17 protein-coding genes, 1 other RNA gene and 1 other annotated feature are annotated in these 20,751 nt (G+C 39.8%); of the genes, 15 read left to right on the forward strand and 3 right to left on the reverse strand.

Translation table 11 applies throughout. The features are described 5' to 3' along the window. Positions 1 to 85 precede the first annotated feature (85 nt). Genes queA through yajC form a run of 3 tightly spaced genes read left to right on the forward strand, consistent with a single transcriptional unit; the run spans position 86 to position 2,602 of the window. Positions 86 to 1,114: a tRNA preQ1(34) S-adenosylmethionine ribosyltransferase-isomerase QueA gene (queA, locus tag V7121_RS11895; protein ID WP_335546667.1), complete on the forward strand. Its 1,029-nt coding sequence runs from the start codon at positions 86 to 88 to the stop codon at positions 1,112 to 1,114. A gap of 26 nt (positions 1,115 to 1,140) precedes the next feature. Then, positions 1,141 to 2,280: a tRNA guanosine(34) transglycosylase Tgt gene (gene tgt, locus V7121_RS11900; protein WP_335496657.1), complete on the forward strand. Its 1,140-nt coding sequence runs from the start codon at positions 1,141 to 1,143 to the stop codon at positions 2,278 to 2,280. A gap of 28 nt (positions 2,281 to 2,308) precedes the next feature. Beyond that, complete coding sequence (yajC, locus tag V7121_RS11905; protein ID WP_335496656.1) at positions 2,309 to 2,602, forward strand: preprotein translocase subunit YajC; 294 nt, start codon at positions 2,309 to 2,311, stop codon at positions 2,600 to 2,602. Between the two features lie 89 nt (positions 2,603 to 2,691). On the opposite strand, the gene V7121_RS11910 is transcribed toward yajC, so the two are convergent. Then, on the reverse strand, positions 2,692 to 3,084 hold the full coding sequence (locus V7121_RS11910) for a TIGR04086 family membrane protein (RefSeq protein ID WP_335546897.1): 393 nt from the start codon (positions 3,082 to 3,084) through the stop codon (positions 2,692 to 2,694). A gap of 235 nt (positions 3,085 to 3,319) precedes the next feature. Between V7121_RS11910 and V7121_RS11915 the strand changes: the two genes are divergently transcribed. After that, complete coding sequence (locus tag V7121_RS11915; protein WP_335496770.1) at positions 3,320 to 3,979, forward strand: DUF421 domain-containing protein; 660 nt, start codon at positions 3,320 to 3,322, stop codon at positions 3,977 to 3,979. Between the two features lie 51 nt (positions 3,980 to 4,030). Here V7121_RS11915 and spoVB read toward each other — a convergent pair whose 3' ends face one another. Next, on the reverse strand, positions 4,031 to 5,578 hold the full coding sequence (spoVB, locus tag V7121_RS11920) for a stage V sporulation protein B (protein WP_335496654.1): 1,548 nt from the start codon (positions 5,576 to 5,578) through the stop codon (positions 4,031 to 4,033). Positions 5,579 to 5,715: 137 nt separating this feature from the next. Between spoVB and V7121_RS11925 the strand changes: the two genes are divergently transcribed. From V7121_RS11925 to dtd, 6 genes are all read left to right on the forward strand, one after another. Beyond that, positions 5,716 to 6,012 (forward strand): post-transcriptional regulator, encoded by a 297-nt coding sequence (locus V7121_RS11925; protein ID WP_335496651.1) that lies wholly within the window; start codon positions 5,716 to 5,718, stop codon positions 6,010 to 6,012. A 143-nt stretch (positions 6,013 to 6,155) separates the two neighbouring features. Continuing rightward, positions 6,156 to 8,420, forward strand: a complete 2,265-nt coding sequence (gene secDF / locus V7121_RS11930; RefSeq protein ID WP_335496648.1) for a protein translocase subunit SecDF — start codon at positions 6,156 to 6,158, stop codon at positions 8,418 to 8,420. 97 nt (positions 8,421 to 8,517) lie between these two features. Further along, positions 8,518 to 10,881 carry a single-stranded-DNA-specific exonuclease RecJ gene (gene recJ / locus V7121_RS11935; RefSeq protein ID WP_335546669.1) on the forward strand — a complete coding sequence of 788 codons (2,364 nt, stop codon included), beginning with the start codon at positions 8,518 to 8,520 and terminating at the stop codon, positions 10,879 to 10,881. Beyond that, positions 10,872 to 11,384, forward strand: coding sequence for an adenine phosphoribosyltransferase (locus tag V7121_RS11940; protein ID WP_335496643.1), 513 nt, complete (start codon positions 10,872 to 10,874; stop codon positions 11,382 to 11,384). Before recJ ends, V7121_RS11940 begins: the two co-directional genes overlap by 10 nt. Before the next feature lie 196 nt (positions 11,385 to 11,580). Further along, positions 11,581 to 13,779: a RelA/SpoT family protein gene (locus V7121_RS11945; RefSeq protein WP_335496641.1), complete on the forward strand. Its 2,199-nt coding sequence runs from the start codon at positions 11,581 to 11,583 to the stop codon at positions 13,777 to 13,779. Between the two features lie 14 nt (positions 13,780 to 13,793). Continuing rightward, positions 13,794 to 14,237 (forward strand): D-aminoacyl-tRNA deacylase, encoded by a 444-nt coding sequence (dtd, locus tag V7121_RS11950; RefSeq protein ID WP_335496639.1) that lies wholly within the window; start codon positions 13,794 to 13,796, stop codon positions 14,235 to 14,237. Between the two features lie 40 nt (positions 14,238 to 14,277). On the opposite strand, the gene V7121_RS11955 is transcribed toward dtd, so the two are convergent. Continuing rightward, complete coding sequence (locus V7121_RS11955) at positions 14,278 to 15,582, reverse strand: N-acetylmuramoyl-L-alanine amidase (protein ID WP_335546670.1); 1,305 nt, start codon at positions 15,580 to 15,582, stop codon at positions 14,278 to 14,280. Between the two features lie 165 nt (positions 15,583 to 15,747). Between V7121_RS11955 and V7121_RS11960 the strand changes: the two genes are divergently transcribed. The 5 genes from V7121_RS11960 (at position 15,748) to V7121_RS11980 (ending at position 20,571) form a co-directional block, all read left to right on the forward strand. Next, the gene (locus V7121_RS11960; protein ID WP_283875240.1) at positions 15,748 to 15,924 is read left to right on the forward strand and encodes a hypothetical protein; all 177 of its coding nucleotides are present in this window, start codon (positions 15,748 to 15,750) and stop codon (positions 15,922 to 15,924) included. 60 nt (positions 15,925 to 15,984) lie between these two features. Then, positions 15,985 to 16,227, forward strand: a binding site (T-box leader). A 95-nt stretch (positions 16,228 to 16,322) separates the two neighbouring features. Next, the gene (gene hisS / locus V7121_RS11965; protein ID WP_335546673.1) at positions 16,323 to 17,594 is read left to right on the forward strand and encodes a histidine--tRNA ligase; all 1,272 of its coding nucleotides are present in this window, start codon (positions 16,323 to 16,325) and stop codon (positions 17,592 to 17,594) included. A 13-nt stretch (positions 17,595 to 17,607) separates the two neighbouring features. Next, positions 17,608 to 19,377: an aspartate--tRNA ligase gene (gene aspS, locus V7121_RS11970; protein ID WP_335496632.1), complete on the forward strand. Its 1,770-nt coding sequence runs from the start codon at positions 17,608 to 17,610 to the stop codon at positions 19,375 to 19,377. A 66-nt stretch (positions 19,378 to 19,443) separates the two neighbouring features. Continuing rightward, positions 19,444 to 19,639, forward strand: a non-coding RNA gene (gene ssrS / locus V7121_RS11975) — 6S RNA. Positions 19,640 to 19,803: 164 nt separating this feature from the next. After that, complete coding sequence (locus tag V7121_RS11980) at positions 19,804 to 20,571, forward strand: tRNA threonylcarbamoyladenosine dehydratase (RefSeq protein WP_335496630.1); 768 nt, start codon at positions 19,804 to 19,806, stop codon at positions 20,569 to 20,571. Positions 20,572 to 20,751: the final 180 nt, after the last annotated feature.

The raw sequence follows: 20,751 nt of genomic DNA on the forward strand, positions 1-20,751 counted from the left end.
TGGAGTGCTCCAGGCCATACGCCGCTGAACAGGCTGCTTGCGCTTTTCTTATTTCTTATTAAAAAATAGATTAGGGTGTCATAATATGAAAGTAGATTTATTTGATTTTCATTTGCCTGAGGAACTAATTGCGCAGGTTCCGTTGCACAACCGTACGGACAGCAGATTAATGGTTCTAAATAAGCAATCAGGCGAAATAAAGCATGAAGTTTTTAAAAATGTGATTGACTATTTGCGTGAAGGGGATTGCCTTGTCTTAAACGATACCAAGGTACTGCCTGCACGTCTTTTTGGTGTTAAAACAGATACCGGTGCCAAAATTGAAGTCTTACTTTTGAAACAGCTTGAGGGTGATCAATGGGAGACATTGATTAAACCAGCAAAAAGGGTAAAGGAAGGAACCGAAATCAACTTTGGTGATGGCCTGCTTACTGCCGTTTGTACAGGAACCTCTGACCATGGCGGGCGAGTGTTAGATTTCAAATATAAGGGAATTTTTTATGAGGTACTTGACCAATTAGGCGAAATGCCGCTGCCGCCATATATAAAAGAGCAGCTTGAGGACCGTGACAGATACCAAACGGTATATGCGCGCGAACCTGGTTCGGCGGCCGCTCCAACAGCAGGTCTTCATTTTACGGACAGCTTGTTAACTGAAATTAAAGAAAAGGGCGTTCATATTGCCTTTATTACGCTTCACGTAGGACTTGGAACTTTTCGTCCTGTCAGTGTAGATGATGTGTTAGAGCACGATATGCACTCTGAATTTTATATGATGACAGAGGGAACAGCACGGCTGCTTAATGAGGTTCGGAGTAATGGGGGAAGGATTATTTCAGTTGGGACTACTTCAACCCGGACGCTTGAAACCATTGCCTCCGCAAATGATGGGCACTTTATCGAAGGAAGCGGCTGGACAAGTATCTTTATTTATCCAGGCTATAAATTTAAAGCAATTGATGGGATGATTACCAACTTTCATTTACCAAAATCAACCTTGATTATGCTCATCAGTGCATTAGCTGGCCGAGAAAATGTATTACACGCCTATCAAACGGCGGTGAATGAGCGGTACCGGTTCTTTAGTTTTGGTGACGCGATGCTGATCATCTAAGGTAGCATTAGGAAGGAGAAACAATATTGACTGCGATTCGTTATGAATTAATTAAGACATGTAAACAAACGGGGGCACGGTTAGGGAAAGTACATACCCCGCACGGTTCGTTTGATACCCCGGCATTTATGCCGGTGGGAACGCTCGCCACCGTAAAAACAATGGCACCAGAAGACTTAAAGGAAATGGGTGCCGGCATTATTTTAAGCAATACTTATCATTTATGGCTTAGACCTGGGCATGAAATTATCAGGGAAGCTGGCGGATTACATAAATTTATGAACTGGGACCGGGCCATCCTCACTGATTCAGGTGGTTTTCAGGTATTTAGTTTAAGTGAATTCCGTAAAATTGAGGAAGAAGGAGTCCATTTCCGTAACCATATGAGTGGTGAAAAATTATTTTTATCACCAGAGAAGGCGATGGAAATACAAAATGCCCTTGGTTCAGATATAATGATGGCTTTTGATGAGTGTCCACCATATCCCGCGACATTCGAGTATATGCAAAAGTCAGTTGAGAGGACATCAAGATGGGCAGAGCGTTGTTTAAATGCCCATAGCCGACCAAATGATCAAGGATTATTTGGGATTGTCCAAGGTGGAGAATATGAGGAACTACGTAAGCAAAGTGCTAAAGATCTTGTATCCTTAGACTTCCCTGGCTATGCTGTTGGAGGTTTGTCAGTTGGGGAACCAAAGGACATCATGAATCGGATGCTTGAATACACAACACCGCTTTTACCTACTAATAAACCTAGATACTTAATGGGAGTAGGTTCACCGGATTCATTAATTGATGGCTCGATTCGCGGAATCGATATGTTCGATTGTGTGCTGCCAACTCGAATTGCGAGAAATGGTACATTAATGACCAGCACCGGCCGCCTTGTTGTGAAAAATGCACAATTTACAAGAGATTTTGGCCCGCTAGATGAGAATTGCGATTGCTATACTTGCCGAAATTATAGCCGCGCCTACATTCGTCACTTAATTAAATGTGATGAAACGTTTGGAATTCGCTTAACGTCTTACCATAACCTCTATTTTCTGTTAAGATTAATGGAGAAAGTCAGACAAGCCATTATGGAAGACCGGCTTGGTGATTTTAGAGAAGAATTTTTTGAGCAATATGGTTTTAATAAACCGAATGCGAAAAATTTCTAATAGATAATTTTTGAAAGGAGGGAAACAAATGTCTGGAGGAATTGGTACAATTATCCCATTAATATTAATGTTTGTGTTATTTTATTTCTTATTAATTCGCCCGCAGCAAAAGCGTCAAAAAGCTGTTGCCACAATGCAAAACGAATTAAAAAAGGGTGATAAAATTGTCACGATTGGTGGATTACATGGTTTTATAGATTCAATTGATGAAAATAAAGCCGTAATTAAATGTGGTGACGGTAGCCGTCTTACATTTGACCGTAATGCAATTCGTGAAGTTACTGCTGATGCAAGTGAAGGCAGCGTCAATCTAACAAAATAATCACCAACAAAAAGGAAGCCAAGAATTTTGGCTTCCTTTCATTATTTATTGTCTAGCTAGCGCCTAGGGGCTTCAGTTATTTTGTCTAGCTATACAGATCTACGTGAATTGTTGGTAGAGATGTTGACTCCTAAAATACCACCCATCATCGCAATTAATGTGTAGCAAGTATGGTAAATGACTTGTTCGGCGTTAAATAAACGGTCATACCCTAAGTATTGGAACAAAAAGACGACAAGCGAGTAGATTAATCCCGTTAATCCCCCAATAAGCCAGCCCTTCTCTTTTCTTTTTCCCCCTGACAGGAAACCGCCTCCGAATAACCCGATGAACGATAATGCCGTAATAACATATTGAAGTGATACTTCACGAGCTGATGTAAACCTAAGTATAAACGCAAAGATAATACTACTAATCACAGCAAAAACAAGAATAAAGATTAATCCGTACAGAATAGAAGTACCAAAACTTTTCGATTCGATTTTAACTCTCCCCCTTCAATAGCCCTTCAGGTTGGCATTATTATTTATGAAACTCTCCACCGCCAGCCCCTAAATAAGTTTCTTACCTAGTACAAGCGTATTCGTGAAACGGGAAAAGTAGAATTAAAATTTCATTCCTTTTCAACGATAAATATATGTATGGAAGTTACTTCCGCTTATTTTTTGAGAAAAAAAGTAAACAATATCGTTGAGCGTACAAAAAGGGGCGACGGATGTGCAAGATTATCTAACGATTGTGTTTCGAACGATATTTTTATATGCATTAATCCTTGTTATATTTCGAGTAATGGGAAAAAGGGAAATTGGGGAATTAAGTGTACTCGATTTAGTAGTATTTATAATGATTGGTGAGATGGCGGTCGTTGCGATTGATCAACCACACTCTCATTTACTGCATGCAGTAATACCAATGGTGTTATTAATGCTTATTCAAATAATTTTAGCTATTATTTCCTTAAAAAGTAAAAAGTTTCGAAACCTTGTCGATGGGCAGCCCAGCATTATTATTAATAAAGGGAAAATTGATGAGTCAGCGATGCGGAAACAGCGCTATAATTTTGATGATTTAATGACCCAACTTCGTGAAAAGAACATTCGTAGCATTGCAGACGTGGAGTTTGCGATCCTAGAATCCTCGGGCAGTTTATCAGTTATTCAAAAAATAAAGTCTGAAGGTGATGAATCGCATCCAGGAGACATTACCGTTCCTTTAATATTAGATGGGAATATTGAGGAAGAGAATCTGAAAAGAATCAATAAAACCAATCTCTGGCTTCGGCAAGAGCTGAAAAAAAAGGGCTATCGGGATATTAAAAAAATATCTTTTTGCAGTTTTGAAAATGGGAAATTCTTTATCGACTTACAAGATGAATGAGTAAAGACACGCTATAAATGCGTGTCTTTTCAAATGGATTGGGCAGTCCGCTTAAGCAATAAAGTTTCCAATCCATGGAATCCGTTTTAACTCATCCTTTTTAATCAAACCGAACATTAAAACCAAAACAATATAGGAACTTCCCATGGTTACTAAGGAAATTAACACTCGTAGCGTTAACGGATTTTCTAGGAAAGTATTTGTAAATATCCAATAGCCAAGCCAGCCTGACCCTGCCATTACTAATAATCCTTTAAGATAGTCACGAACATAAAACGAAAAGGATATCTTTTTTAATACGGTTGCAAAATGAAGAACCGTGACCAATACAAAGCCGACGATAATTCCTAAAGCGACCCCATTAATGCCAAATGAGGCTTGCGAAGCCAGTAAAAAGATAACGGCTGTTTTAACGATTGCCCCAATGAGACTATTGATCATTGCTGCGCGTGCAAGGTTTAGGGCTTGCAGCACTGCTTGCAATGGACCCTGATAATAAAAGAAGATAAAGAAAGGAGCCATTAGGCGGATAAAATATGATCCTTTGGCTGAGCCGTACATAAGTTCCATTAACGGGTCGGCCAACACATAGAGAACGACGACGGCTAGTCCTCCCGATAAGAAGGCAAACCTTAAAGCCTGTTGTAAGCGGTATTCAATCAATCTTTTGTTGTTTTGGGTATTGGCTTCGCTAATTGCAGGGACGAGTGAAGTGGCTAAAGAAAAAGTGATGAATGACGGTAACATCAGTAGTGGCATTGCAAATCCGGTTAAAGCCCCATATTGTTTTGTGGCTTCAACAGTCATAACACCTGCTAGTGCCAAGCTATGGACCACGACAATCGGTTCAAAGAACCAGGCAACTGAACCAATCATCCTGCTCCCCATGGTCGGCAAGGCGATATCCATAAGATCCTTGAATGTTTGTTTGCCTTGATGAACAAATTGGAAGAAATTTTTCCTAAGCCTAAAACGTTTTTTTAATTTGAAGGTAGTCATTAAATAGATTAATGATACTAACTCTCCTATGACTGAAGCCACCATAGCAGCTGCTGCCGCATATTCAATCCCATATGGCAAGAATGCTTTTGTCATAACAGCAATTAAAGTAATGCGCACAAACTGCTCCAATATTTGTGAGATAGCAGAAGGACGCATCTGTTGCCTTCCTTGAAAATATCCTCTTAGGACAGAGGAAACGGCAATGACTGGTACAACGGGAGCTATTGCAATTAATGGATAAAAGGTCCGTGGGTCAGTAAATAAGGTTTTTGATAAAATTGGTGCAAGCAAAATAAGCGCTGGGGTAAAAATAAGCGATAATGAAATCGTGATTGCCAGAGCGACGACAAGAATTTTTTTAATCTCAGCATAATTCCCTTTTGCTTCTGCCTCTGCCACATTTTTTGAAATAGCAACAGGGAGCCCCATTTGAGTCAGCGTTACTACTAAGATGAATGTAGGGAACGCCATCATGTATAAGCCTACGCCTTCTTCCCCGATACTTCTTGCTATGACAATCCGATTAATGAAACCAAGGACTCTTGTGACCAGGCCTGCAATTAATAGGATAAAGGTCCCTTTTAAAAACTTCGACATACTGATTCCCACCTTCTCAAATAAGAAGAATTCATATACAATTAACTATATGCATGAGGGTGGACAAAGCATGACAAGTTGTAACAGCTTTTTGCAAGGTTCAATTTATTGGGAGTTTTTCCAAGGAGGCAGTCAGAATGGATGATAGTCACAGATTTGAACATTTTCGGACCCAGGTACACCCGGCCATAGAAAGTAAACTCAACGAGTTTCAACTGCTAGGGCTTGATTCTGTTACCGAGCAGGGAATTTGGGATTATTTAATTAAGAAAAGATGGAAAAAGGTAAAAGAGGAAATGAAACTTTACGAAATGATCCAAGAAATTCTGTCTGTTAAAGCGAGTGATTATATTAATTTTGCGACAATCGAAGCGTACAAAGCTTCTGAGTTCTCCATGGAAAATGAAGATGAATTGAAAGAGCTTTTAAAGTAGGAATGCAGTATATTTTCATATTATTGTAAATTGACAGCCATTCCAACTTCTTTCATAATGAAAGAAGCGACTTTTTTGTTATTTTTGTATAAGGATTATACGGAACAGTGCCATGCACATGCACTAAGGAGGAACAATACATAATGGTAAAGCGCAGTAGAATAGTTGCTTTCTTACTTGTAGTCCTAATAATTGGGGGCACAATGGGAGCAACCACGAAGAACATTTTAAACAATATGAAGCTGGGACTGGACCTTCAAGGCGGGTTTGAGGTCTTGTACGATGTTAAGCCAGCTAAAAAGGGTCAAAAAATTGATAAAGAGGTTATGGCAAGTACCGCTGAGGCACTGGATAAGCGTATTAATGTCCTTGGTGTAAGTGAACCGAATATTCAAATCGAAGGAAAGAACCGTGTTCGCGTTCAGCTTGCTGGGGTGACTGACCAGAATAAAGCCCGTGAAATCTTATCTACTCAGGCAAATCTTACCTTCCGGGATGCTAATGACAAATTGATGATGGATGGCTCTGACTTAAAACAAGGCGGTGCCAAGCAGACATTTGATGAAACTGGAGCTCCTAGCGTCTCTCTTACTTTAAAGAGTGCGGATAAGTTTCGTAAGGTTTCTGAACAAATTATGAATATGGCACCAAATAATGTTCTTGTTATTTGGTTAGATTTTGAAGAAGGAAAAGACTCCTTCAAAAAAGAGGTTACAAAGGCCAATCCAAAATATTTATCTGCACCAACTGTAAAGCAAATTTTTAATCAAAATACGGTTTCGATAGTGGGTAGTTTCACAGCTAAAGAAGCCCAAACTTTGTCATCACTTTTAAATGCTGGGTCGTTACCTGTTAAACTCGATGAGGTTTATTCCACTTCTGTTGGAGCGAAGTTTGGGGAACAGGCGTTACATGATACGGTTTTCGCAGGAATCATCGGTGTAATCATTATCTATCTGTTTATGATTTTCTACTATCGTTTTCCAGGCCTTATTGCGACCGTTACATTAACTATTTTTACTTATCTCGTTTTATTAATTTTCGATTGGATGAATGGGGTTCTGACCTTGCCGGGAATTGCCGCGATTATTCTCGGGATCGGGATGGCGGTCGACGCCAATATTATTACTTATGAACGGATTAGAGAAGAACTGAAAGTGGGCAGAAGCATTAAATCAGCATTCCTAGCTGGTGAGCAGCATGCATTTACAGCCATTCTTGACGCAAACTTAACGACCATCTTAACAGCAGGTGTACTATTCTTTTACGGAACAAGCTCTGTCAAAGGATTTGCGACGATGTTAATCGTGAGTGTTCTTATGAGCTTTCTCACGAATGTATATGGTGCAAGATTCTTACTAGGACTTTGGGTCCACAGTGGTTTATTAAATAACAAACCAGGATGGTTTGCTGTACGCAAATCCCAAATTAATTCCATTAACGATAATGTAGATACCATCGATCTTCCAACTCGATTTGATAAAATAGATTTTGTGAAGATTAAAAATAAAGTTTTTATCCTTTCAGGAATCCTGATTGTAGCTGGAATTATTGCTATCTCGATTTTCAAAATGAATTTAGGAATTGATTTTTCAAGTGGTACTCGAGTAGAGGTACAATCGAACACACCTTTAACTACAACCCAAGTTGAAAAGGCTTTTACTAAACTTAATTTAACACCAGATGATATCGTGATTTCTGGAGAGAAAAAGCAAATTGGGGCAGTACGAATGATTGGAGTACTGTCAAAAAATGAAATATCCGCTTTGAAAGCAGATTTTAATAAGCAATTTGGCTATGAGCCGAATGTCAGCACAGTTTCTCCGACTGTTGGAAAAGAACTAGCGAAAAATGCCTTTTTTGCTGTTTTGTTTGCATCTATCGGAATTATTCTCTACGTTTCCGTGCGATTTGAAGCATACATGGCTATCGCAGCGGTTGCTGCCATCCTTCATGATGCCTTTTTTATGATTGCTATTTTTAGTATTACAAGACTTGAAGTAGATTTAACCTTTATTGCAGCAATTCTGACGATTATTGGTTATTCAAACCATGATACGATTGTTACTTTTGATAGAATTCGTGAGAATATGCAAAAGAAAAAACGGCTTAAAACAGTACAAGATATTGCTGATGTAGTCAATGTAAGTATTCGTCAAACGTTAACAAGGTCATTTAACACTGTTTTAACCGTCTTAATTACGGTATTGTGCTTAATGATTTTTGGAAGCCCATCAATTCTCAATTTCTCCATCGCCTTATTTGTAGGATTGGTTATCGGTGTTTATTCTTCTGTCTTTGTCGCAGGCTCTTTATGGTATGTGATGAAATGTAAAGAGCTGAAGAAGAAAGGCGTTATTAAAACCGTAAAAGAAAAAAGAAAATACTCTGATCAGCCACAAGTATAATTTTATGAAGAACCGCAGAATTCCTGCGGTTTTTCTTTTGATTGAATCCTTTCCCACACTCCTGTATAATAAGAAGGTCTGAGGGGTGAACATGCACATGTTAAGTTCGAAAACAAGATGGATTGTTCGAAAATCCGATGATCAACTGATAAAAAACCTAGCAACTGAATTAAAAATTACGCCTCTTGTCGCCTCACTGCTTGTCAACCGTGGCTTTAATACCGTTGAATCTGCACGGTATTTTTTATTTGGGAAGGAAGAGTTTCATGACCCCTTTCTATTAAAAGGTATGGATCTTGCAGTGAATAGAATTCATGAAGCCATTGAAAAAAATGAGCCGATTCTCATTTTCGGAGACTATGACGCTGATGGTGTTAGTAGTACCTCTGTATTGATGATTACACTTCGTGAACTTGGTGCGAATGTTCAATTTTATATCCCGAATCGCTTCACAGAAGGATATGGTCCGAATGAGAATGCTTTCCGGCTTGCAGCAGAAAAAGGAATAAAGTTAATTATTACTGTGGATACTGGAATATCAGCTGTACATGAAGCAGCTATCGCCGAAGAGCTTGGAATCGATTTAATCATAACCGACCACCACGAGCCGGGACCGGTTTTACCAACGGCACTTGCGATCATTCATCCTAAGCTTCCTGATAGCATTTATCCGTTTCGTGAACTAGCAGGAGTGGGAGTAGCCTTTAAACTAGCACAAGCACTCTATGGAGAAGTTCCAGAGCATTTGTTAGAAATAGCTGTGATTGGCACGATTGCAGATTTAGTTTCTTTAAAGGATGAGAATCGACTGATTGCCAAAAAAGGACTTGAAAAACTAAAAACTACTAATAATATGGGTCTTAAAGCCATATTGAAACTAGCAGGGGTTGATCCCCTGTCAATAAATGAAGAAACGATTGGTTTTACACTCGCGCCGAGAATAAACGCTGTTGGGCGTTTAGAAGATGCTGACCTAGCTGTTCAGTTAATTTTAACTGATGACCCTATTGAGGCTGAGAACTTAGCGGCGGAAATGGATGCCCTTAATAAGTCAAGACAGTCGATTGTCAATGCGATAACGACTGAGGCGATCGAAGAGGTGGAAAAGAACTTTCCAATTGAGACAAATAAAGTTCTTGTCATTGGTAGAGAAGGTTGGAATGCGGGGGTTATCGGAATTGTTGCCTCGAGGCTGGTTGAAAAGTACTACCGTCCGGTTATCGTTTTAAATTTTGACCCTGAAAAGGGAGTGGCCAAAGGCTCAGCTCGCAGTATTATTGGCTTTGACCTCTTTAAGAATTTATCCACCTGCCGTGAAATTTTGCCGCACTTTGGCGGCCATCCCATGGCAGCAGGAATGACCTTAAAACTTGAGGACGTTGCTGAACTTCGTTCCCGATTAAATAAACTTGCAGATGAGCAATTAACGGATGAGGATTTTATACCGGTAACTTTTCTCGATGAGGAAATCCAACTACAAAATGTTTCGCTCGACTCATTAGATGAAATGAGTCTCCTAGCTCCTTTTGGGATGGACAATCCTAAGCCTAAGGTTTTAATCAATCATGTTGATATTACAAGTATTAGAAAGATAGGTAGTGAGCAAAACCATTTAAAGATGATGGTGAACGAAAAGGGCACTAACCTTGATGGGATAGGCTTTGGGTTAGGACATTTGGTCGATCATATCTCGCCCGCTTCAAAAATTTCATTAATTGGAGAATTATCTATTAATGAATGGAACAATATACGTAAACCGCAAATTTTTATCCACGATCTCGCCGTAGAATCATGGCAATTATTCGACTATCGCGGACAAAAGAGGATCACTAGTCTTTCAAATACGGTTCCTGCCGAAAACCGGAAATTTATTGTTTTTAATAAAGAAAATCTTGAAAAAATAAACCCGAACCTTTTGGCTGAAACGATTCTTATTCATGATATGAATGAGGCGAGAGCCTTCAAATGTTATCAGGACAATATCGTCTTGGTTGATTTCCCGTCCTCTCGGGAGATTCTAGAGGCCTTGTTAAAAGGATCTAAGCCAGCTAGGATTTATGCCTATTTTTATAAAGAATCCAGTGATTTCTTCAGTACCGTTCCAACCCGTGATCATTTTAAATGGTTTTATGCTTTTCTCTTAAAAAAAGGACCAATTGATCTTAAAAGGAATGGGGATGACTTGGCAAAGCATCGCGGTTGGTCACAGGAAACCATCAATTTTATGTCAAAGGTGTTTTCTGACTTGGATTTTGTTACAATAAACAATGGATTTATTACTTTGAAAACCGGAGCGCCAAAGCGCGACTTAACTGACTCTAGAACCTATCAATTAAAACAGGCACAATATGAACTTGAAAGGGAGTTATTATTTTCGTCCTTTCAAGATTTAAAAGGCTGGTTCGACAAAGTATTTCAAGAGTCGGTTGAATTTGAGGAGGCAATTACAGAATGGACTTAAAGGATTTTATTACAATCGTACCAGATTGGCCAAAAGAAGGAATTAAATTTAAAGATATTACTCCATTAATGAATAATGGTGAAGCTTATAAATATGCAACCGATCAAATTGTTGCTTACGCCAAAGAAAGACAAATTGACTTAATTGTTGGCCCGGAAGCGCGCGGATTCATCATTGGCTGTCCTGTTGCTTATGCCTTAGGGGTTGGTTTTGCTCCAGTCCGTAAAGAAGGTAAACTTCCAAGAGAAACCATTAAGGTGGGATATGGCCTTGAATACGGGAAAGATGTTTTAACCATTCATAAAGATGCGATTCAGCCTGGCCAACGTGTCTTGATTACAGACGATTTATTAGCTACTGGCGGAACAATTGATGCGACCATTCAATTAGTTGAACAGCTAGGCGGAGTCGTTGCTGGGATTGCATTTTTAGTGGAATTAAGTTATTTAGAAGGTAGAAAAAAACTTGATGGTTATGATGTTTTAACATTGATGCATTATTAAACCATTGATGAGGGCACTCGAAAGCGCGAGTGCTCTCTTTATATAATTTTCCTGAATTGTTTGGGAAAAAGGTCTTAATCCCTTTACATCTTGGCTATTTTTGCGATAATAGTAACAATCATTCATTTAAAGGAACAAATTTTTAAATAATGACATTTATATATAAATAAAATGAGACGAAAATAAAGGTGATTTCATGGCGAATGATTTAGTGTTGACTGCCGACCAAGTCATCGACAAGACTAGGAACTATTTAAATGAGGAACATGTTGAATTGGTAGAAAAAGCCTACGAATTCGCAAAACATGCTCATCGTGAACAATATCGGAAATCGGGAGAGCCATACATTATTCATCCCATCCAAGTTGCGGGAATCTTAGCAGACTTGGAGATGGATCCTGCCACGGTTGCTGCCGGTTTTCTTCACGACGTCGTTGAAGATACGAGTGTATCCTTAAAAGATATAGAAACAGCTTTTAATGGCGAAGTGGCGATGCTTGTCGACGGCGTAACAAAATTAGGGAAAATTAAATATAAATCTCACGAGGAACAGCAAGCAGAAAACCACAGAAAAATGTTTGTGGCTATGGCACAGGATATCCGAGTGATTCTTATTAAGCTTGCCGACCGTTTGCATAATATGCGGACGCTTAAACATCTTCCTTTAGAGAAGCAGCGGCGGATTTCAAATGAAACACTTGAAATTTTTGCACCTTTGGCACATCGTCTTGGGATCTCTAAAATTAAGTGGGAATTGGAAGATACAGCTTTAAGGTATTTAAATCCGCAGCAATACTATCGAATTGTTAACTTAATGAAAAAGAAGCGGGCCGAACGTGAGCAATATTTAGTGGATGTCATTGATGAAGTAAAGAATCGTATGGGGGAAGTGGCTATTAAAGCAGAGCTTTCTGGCCGTCCGAAACATATTTATAGTATTTATCGAAAAATGGCACTGCAAAATAAACAATTCAGTGAAATTTATGATTTGCTGGCCGTCCGAATCGTTGTTAACAGTATTAAGGATTGCTATGCTGTTTTAGGGATTATACACACATGCTGGAAGCCCATGCCTGGTCGTTTTAAGGATTATATTGCGATGCCAAAGCCGAATATGTACCAATCGTTGCACACCACTGTCATCGGCCCAAAGGGAGACCCGCTGGAGGTGCAGATTAGAACAAAGGAAATGCACCGAATTGCAGAGTTCGGGGTTGCGGCACATTGGGCATATAAAGAGGGGAAAGAAGCTATTAACGAAAGCACTTCTTTCGAACAAAAATTGACTTGGTTTAGAGAAATCCTTGAGTTTCAAAATGATACCGCAAATGCGGAAGAGTTTATGGAATCATTGAAGATTGACTTATTTTCCGATATGGTCTTTGTTTTTACGCCTAAAGGCGATGTGATTGAGTTGCCATCTGGTTCAGTTCCTATTGATTTTGCGTATCGTATCCACTCTGAAATTGGCAATAAGACGATAGGTGCAAAAGTGAATGGCAAAATGGTTACTCTGGACTATCGACTAAAAACAGGGGATATTATTGAAATCCTTACCTCAAAACATTCATACGGTCCAAGTCAGGATTGGTTGAAGCTCGCGCAAACTTCGCAAGCGAAAAACAAGATTCGTGCTTTCTTTAAGAAGCAGCGCCGTGATGAAAATGTCGATAAAGGTAAGGATCTGGTTGAAAAAGAAATTCGTAATATGGAATTCGATATTAAAGAAATATTAACGACCGAGAATTTGAAAAAGGTTGCCGAAAAGTTTAATTTCTCCAATGAGGAAGATATGTATGCAGCGGTTGGGTATAATGGTGTAACTGCCTTACAGGTGGCAAACCGTCTAACTGAGAAATGGCGGAAAAAACGAGATCAAGAACAGAGCTCAAATATTACGAACGCCATTACCGATCTCAAAACCTTCCCTGCAACAAAAAAACGTGAGTCAGGTGTCCGTGTTTCTGGTATCGATAATTTACTGATTCGACTATCCAGATGCTGTAATCCAGTGCCTGGCGATGAGATTGTCGGCTTTATCACCAAAGGCCGCGGGGTTTCTGTCCACCGTTCGGATTGTACGAATATTGATTCGAATGATGCTCAGTCAAGATTAATTCCTGTTGAATGGGAATCTTCTCTAAATGACCGGAAAGAGTATAATGTTGATATTGAAATTAGTGGATATGACCGACGCGGGCTTTTGAATGAAGTACTTCAAGCGGTCAATGAAACGAAAACAAATATTTCTGCTGTTTCTGGTAAAACCGATCGAAATAAGATGGCCACAATTAGTATGTCAATTGCCATCCATAATGTAGCCCACTTGCAAAAGGTAGTTGAACGAATTAAACAGATTCCAGATATTTATTCCGTACGTCGATTGATGAATTAAGGAGTTTCAAAAAAATGCGAGTAGTTGTTCAACGAAGTAAAAGTGCAAGAGTAACCGTTGCCGGAGAGGTAACCGGTCAAATAACAAAAGGGCTAGTCTTACTTGTTGGTGTCACTCATGCTGATCAAGAAGACGATGCCGCCTATTTGGCCGATAAAATTGCCAACCTTCGGATTTTTGAAGATGAGAATGAAAAGATGAATTTATCTCTGATGGATGTTGGGGGTGAAATTCTTTCTGTTTCGCAATTTACCCTCTACGGTGATTGTCGAAAGGGAAGAAGGCCGAACTTTATGGATGCAGCTCGTCCAGATCAGGCTGTTCACCTATATGAGGTATTTAATGGTTTACTCCGAGAAAAAGGAATTCGTGTTGAAACTGGAATTTTTGGTGCAATGATGGATGTCCAGCTCATCAATGACGGACCAGTGACGTTGATTGTAGACAGTAAAACATAAAAGGCTTGGCACTTTAATTAAGTGCTAAGCCTTTTTTCTTCTATTCAATATCTTTAAAAAACCTTGCTAATCCATCAAACAATCCAGCAGCTGCATTTTCTTGAAATCCATCCGAATTGAGAGTCATCTCTTCTTCTGGATTGCTTAAATATCCAAGCTCCATTAAAGCCGCTTTTTGGCTATTTTCACGGATGACATGAAAATCTCCAAATCGTACCCCGTGACTCTTCAATCTGGTTTGCCCTATGGTTGATACAAAAAGGGAATTTGCCAGTGATTTTTGATAGTCATAATAATAGTAGCCAGTCATCCCACGGATGCTAGCGTCTAAATTACTATCGTAATGGATGCTGATAAAGGCATCTGCGTTATAGGTTCGTGCCATGTTCACCCGGGTTGCTAGTTGCAGGTAAGAATCACTTTTTCTTGTTAAATAGACAGCAGCGCCCGCCGCTTTTAATTTGTCAAATAAAAGTTGTGAGGTCCTGAGTGTTAATTCTTTTTCTTGGGTTCCCCTCGAGCCTGTAGCTCCTTTATCTCCGCCGCCGTGGCCAGGATCGAGTACAATCGTTTTATTTCTTAGATATTCCTCAGCCCCAGGCTTTACAATCTGTGGTTTATTCCCGTTAATGGAAACTAGCCATCCAGCTACATAACCCGTTTTTCCGTTTTTTAAATCAATTTCATACCAATCATTGATGACTTTTATTACGGAGTATGTGATGCCGCTGTTCGCACGTTCTATGACATCTGATTGCACATCCGGTTTTTTTCTAATACTGGTCCCTCTATGTAGGATCGTAATGTAGCTTTCCTTAATGGCTTGTCCAGTTTGAGATTTGGTGGCATTTATCTCAAGAAACCATCGAGGAACCCATCCAAAACTACCAGATTTGTATTCTATTTTTACCCAATTATTCTTTTCTTCCAAAATGAAAAAACTAAGCCCTTTGGTTACCGAGCCGAGGGGTCTTGAATTTAATGAGGCGGCAGACCGGACATTAAGGATGTTTGCAGTGACCATTCCGGTGAAACTACTCTCTTTCGTTAGAGAAGTATTCGGTGCTTGACTATCAATAAACTCAGACCTTACCCATCCTCTTATATTTGAAAAATCTACTTCCAACCAATTGTTTTGTTTTGAGTAAATCGTTACTCTTGTCCCGCCTGTTAACTTCCCAATAACAGGACTCGATGTTGTAGGCTCCTGTCGTATGTTTAAGGTATCACCATTGACAATACCAATTGATGTTGAATTTACTGCTGCGATACTTCTCCCTTGAGGCGTAAAGGCTCCAAAAAATAGAATAATAGATACTACCAATAACCTACTCTTTTTGACCATAACTACCTCCTTTTTTTATTCTATTTTAGCGTATAAAAAGGTGAAAATCATTCCTAAATTACTAATATTGTCGATCTTAATAGAAAAAAACTTATTGTCTATGCAAGTTTTTCGCTTAAGGTGGAAATAATATCAGTATTGAAGTAAAGGCTGAGGTGATTGGGAATGAGAGCTAGTGAAAAAGGAATGAACATCCAGTCAATGGATGGACGGCTTTTCGGTGTTGATTTTCATGATTTTATTCAAAAAGAACAGCATGCAACCTCGTTTGAACTCGCATCAGAATTCGGAATAACGATTGGTGATGTCAGAAAGTTAAAAAAACATTTAGAAAGATCATAAATGGCTATTGACAATACCAGCGATGCTCCGTAATATTAATAAAATAAAATGACATATTGTGAAATACCAATGATGGAGCATAGTAATTAAGCATACTCATGAAAAGAGAAGAAATGTCCAGGGCTGAAAGCATTTCTACATGGAACTTAATGAATGAACACTCCGTAGGCTTCTCTCTGAAAAAGAATGAACTTTAGTAGGAGAAGAACGTAGCAGGCGTTAACTGTTAAAGAGGAAGTGCATGATTTTCTATGCCTTCAACTAGGGTGGCACCGCGGGAACAATCAAACTCTCGTCCCTTGTATTTATACAAGGGATGGGAGTTTTTTGTTTTTATAATGGAAACGGGGAGGCGTCCTGTCTACTTACATAATGAAAAAATAAGGAGGTTTTCCACTATGTCCATCAGCATTCCAAGGGGAACGCAAGACATTTTACCAGGTGAGGTAGAAAAGTGGCAACTGATTGAAGCAAAAGCCCGTGAACTGTGTGAGAAGTACCAATATAAAGAGATTCGCACTCCAATCTTCGAACATACAGATCTTTTTTCCAGAGGTGTTGGCGATAGCACCGATATTGTTCAAAAGGAAATGTACACTTTTGAAGACAGAGGAAAACGAAGCCTTACGTTGCGACCAGAAGGAACTGCAGCGGTTGTTCGGTCGTATGTGGAGAAGAAAATGTTCGGACTCCCGAATCAGCCAGTAAAGCTTTATTACATGGGACCCATGTTCCGATATGAACGTCCACAAGCCGGCCGGTTTCGTCAGTTTGTCCAATTTGGAATAGAAGCATTGGGCAGTAATGACCCTGCGATTGATGCAGAAGTCATTTCACTTGCGATGAATTTATATAAAGAAATGGGCTTAAAAAAGTTGAAGCTGATAATTAATAGCTTAGGTGATAAGGAAAGTCGAAATGCACACCGCGAAGCGCTCGTCAATCACTTCAAACCAAGAATCGGCGAGTTTTGTCATGACTGTCAAAATCGTCTCGAAAAAAACCCGCTTCGGATTCTGGATTGTAAGGTCGACCGTGAGCATGAATTAATGAGAATAGCTCCTTCAATACTGGAATTTTTAAATGACTATTCTAAGAACTATTTTGAAAAATTACAAAAATACTTAACCCAGTTGGATATTCCTTTCGAAGTCGATGCAAACTTAGTCCGCGGACTGGATTATTATAACCATACAGCATTTGAAATTATGAGTGATTCCGAAGGATTTGGCGCGATTACCACGCTTTGCGGCGGGGGACGCTATAATGGATTGGCCGAGGAAATTGGTGGTCCTGAAACACCGGGTATCGGCTTTGCTCTAAGTATTGAACGCTTTATTGCGGCCCTTAATGCAGAAGGAATCGAGTTAGAGATAAACGAAAGCATTGATTGCTATCTAGCCGCATTAGGTGAAGAAGCCAAGGATTACACTGTCGTCCTTTTACAGGAGTTGCGAAGAGCTGGTTTTTCAGCAGAAAGAGATTATTTAGATCGTAAAATTAAAGGACAATTTAAAGCAGCTGATCGTCTAAAAGCTAAGTTTGTGGCGGTGTTAGGCGATGAAGAACTGAAGAATAATAAAATCAATGTAAAAAATATGTCTTCGGGTGAGCAAGTAGAAATTGATTTAGCAACTTTTATTAAACAATTCAAAGAGTTGCAGGAATAAGGGGAGGATAACGATGTTTGGCAGATCATATTTTTGTGGGGAAGTTCCTGAAACAGCTGTTGGCGAAAAAGTAACCTTAAAAGGCTGGGTTCAAAAAAGACGTGACTTAGGCGGTTTAATTTTTATTGATCTTCGCGACCGGACAGGAATTGTTCAGGTTGTCTTTAATCCTGATTTATCAAAGGAAGCATTGCAAATTGCTGAAAAAATCCGCAATGAGTTTGTTTTGGATATTGTTGGGACTGTTGTTGCACGTGATGCGGCAACGATCAACGAAAACCTAAAAACGGGCACCATTGAGGTTCAGGCAGAGAAAGTAACTATTATTAATGAGGCGAAGACCCCGCCATTCATGATTTCGGATAAAACGGATGCGTCTGAAGATGTTCGCTTAAAGTACCGTTACCTTGACTTCCGTCGTCCGGTTATTTTTGAAACACTAAAGATGCGTCACCAAGTGACCAAGCAAATCAGAGACTTTCTAGACAGCGAAGGATTTTTAGATATTGAAACACCAATCCTAACAAAAAGTACCCCTGAAGGTGCGCGTGATTATTTAGTACCTAGCCGTGTCCACCCTGGAGAGTTTTATGCTTTGCCGCAATCACCACAGATTTTTAAGCAATTGCTTATGGTCGGCGGTATTGAACGCTATTATCAAATTGCTCGCTGCTTCCGCGATGAGGATTTACGTGCCGACCGCCAGCCGGAATTTACCCAAATCGATATCGAGACAAGCTTTTTAAGCCAAGAAGATATTATGGGCATGATGGAAAAAATGATGACCAAGTTAATGAAAGAAGTTAAGGGAGTAGACCTGCCGGCTGCCTTCCCGCGAATGACTTATGATGAGGCGATGAGCCGCTATGGTTCGGATAAGCCGGACACTCGTTTTGGTCTAGAACTTGTCGATCTTTCAGAAATCGTCAAGGATTCAGGTTTTAAAGTATTTGCTTCAGCTGTGGCAAATGGCGGTCAAGTTAAAGCGATTAACGTGAAAGGGGCTGCTGACAACTATTCACGTAAAGACATTGATGCCCTAACGGAATTCGTTGCTGTTTACGGTGCAAAGGGACTTGCATGGCTTAAAGTCGATGCTGAAGGGTTAAAGGGGCCCATTGCAAAATTTTTCGCTGAAGAGGACGCTAAAGCTCTTACCAGCACACTTGAAGCATCCGCAGGAGATTTGCTGCTGTTCGTAGCTGACAAGAAGAGTGTGGTTGCTGATGCGTTAGGTGCACTTCGCCAGAAGTTAGCTAGAGAATTAGATTTAATCGACCCAAGCTTATTCAATTTCTTATGGGTGACCGATTGGCCGCTCCTTGAGTACGATGAGGAGGAAGGCCGTTATTACGCAGCCCATCATCCTTTTACGATGCCGTTTAGGGAAGACCTTGAATATTTAGATACTGCTCCTTCTAAAGTTCGTGCCCAGGCTTATGATATTGTCTTAAATGGCTATGAACTTGGCGGTGGTTCACTGCGTATTTTTGAACGTCCGATCCAAGAGAAAATGTTTAACATACTTGGGTTTACACCAGAACAGGCAAATGAGCAATTCGGATTCTTAATGAATGCGTTTGAGTATGGAACACCTCCACATGGCGGAATTGCGCTAGGATTGGACCGTTTGGTTATGCTGCTTGCCGGCAGTACAAATTTAAGGGATACCATTGCCTTTCCGAAAACAGCAAGTGCAAGCTGCTTGTTAACCGACGCTCCTGGCGAGGTTTCTGAAGCACAACTGAAGGAATTAAATTTGTCACTAAATGTTAAAAAATAGCAGGAATTCGCTTTCATGATTCCTTGAAACGAGATTTTTAATATGCTATTATAAAGGCAACAAAGAAGAGTCCTGAAATGTACGTTACGTTGCCTAAGTTTTGACCGAACATTATTTATTGGGAGTCCAGGTTTTCTGCTTGCGTAAATGCCTCACTCTTATACGGGGAAGGGGACTTACAATTTCGGGAACAGGACACCCCCCTGCGAAAGTAGCGGGATCAAAACTAGGAATGAAAAGTGACGGCATAATTGGGACTCTTTTCTATTTTCGAAATGACCAACCTCCTGAACGTTACAGGAGGTTTTATTTTGCTTTTAATTTTATTAATCCTATCAAGATACTTGTTTTTAATGGAGTGTATGATATATTTTTAATCGGGTAAAAGAAACATAACGAATTTAATAATTGGAGTGAGTGAACCTTATGCTGCATCAATTTTCACGTAACGAACTTGCCATCGGTAAAGAGGGCCTTGAAATCATGAAAAATAGTACGGTTGCTGTTTTAGGAATCGGCGGTGTCGGCTCATTTGCAGCCGAAGCATTGGCCCGTTCAGGTGTCGGCCGGTTAATTTTAATAGATAAAGACGATGTAGATATTACCAATATCAACCGCCAGTTGATTGCCTTGTTATCCACGGTTGGAAGACCGAAAGTGGAGATTATGGAGGAGCGGATTAGAGATATTAATCCAGACTGCGAAGTTATTTCCTTAAAAATGTTTTATACAGAAGAGACCTATGAGCAGATTTTTAGCCACAATTTAGACTTTGTCGTTGATGCTTCAGATACCATTGTTTATAAAATTCATTTAATGAAGGAATGTTTAAAAAGGAATATTCCCATCATTTCAAGTATGGGGGCAGCCAATAAAATGGACCCTACCCGATTTAAGATTGCGGATATTTCGAAGACCCATACGGATCCGATTGCCAAAGTGATCCGTACAAAGCTCCGTAAGGAACGAATCCACAAAGGTATTCCGGTTGTGTTTTCCGATGAAAGCCCGATTGTGATTCGTGAGGATATTAAGAAAGAAGTTGGAAATGAGAACGCACCGATCCGCAAGGCGCAAATGCCGCCTGCATCAAATGCTTTCGTTCCATCAGCTGCCGGTTTGATCATGGCTAGTTATGTTGTACGTCAATTACTAAGTAGCATCAAAATTCAACGTGTATCGGATGAGAAATAAGCAATTTGTGAAGCCCTGGACCTTAATTGGTTCGGGGCTTTTTATGGAGATAGCCACCTAAGTAAGAAAGATAGCCTCTTAATGACCGTCCAGAGGAAAAGCGAGCCATCTAGGTAAGAAAGAGAGCCTCTTAATGACCGTCCAGAGGAAAAGCGAGCCATCTAGGTAAGAAAGAGAGCC

The sequence above is a fragment of the Neobacillus drentensis genome, assembly GCF_036962125.1.
Taxonomy (GTDB): Bacteria; Bacillota; Bacilli; order Bacillales; family Cytobacillaceae; genus Neobacillus; species Neobacillus drentensis_B.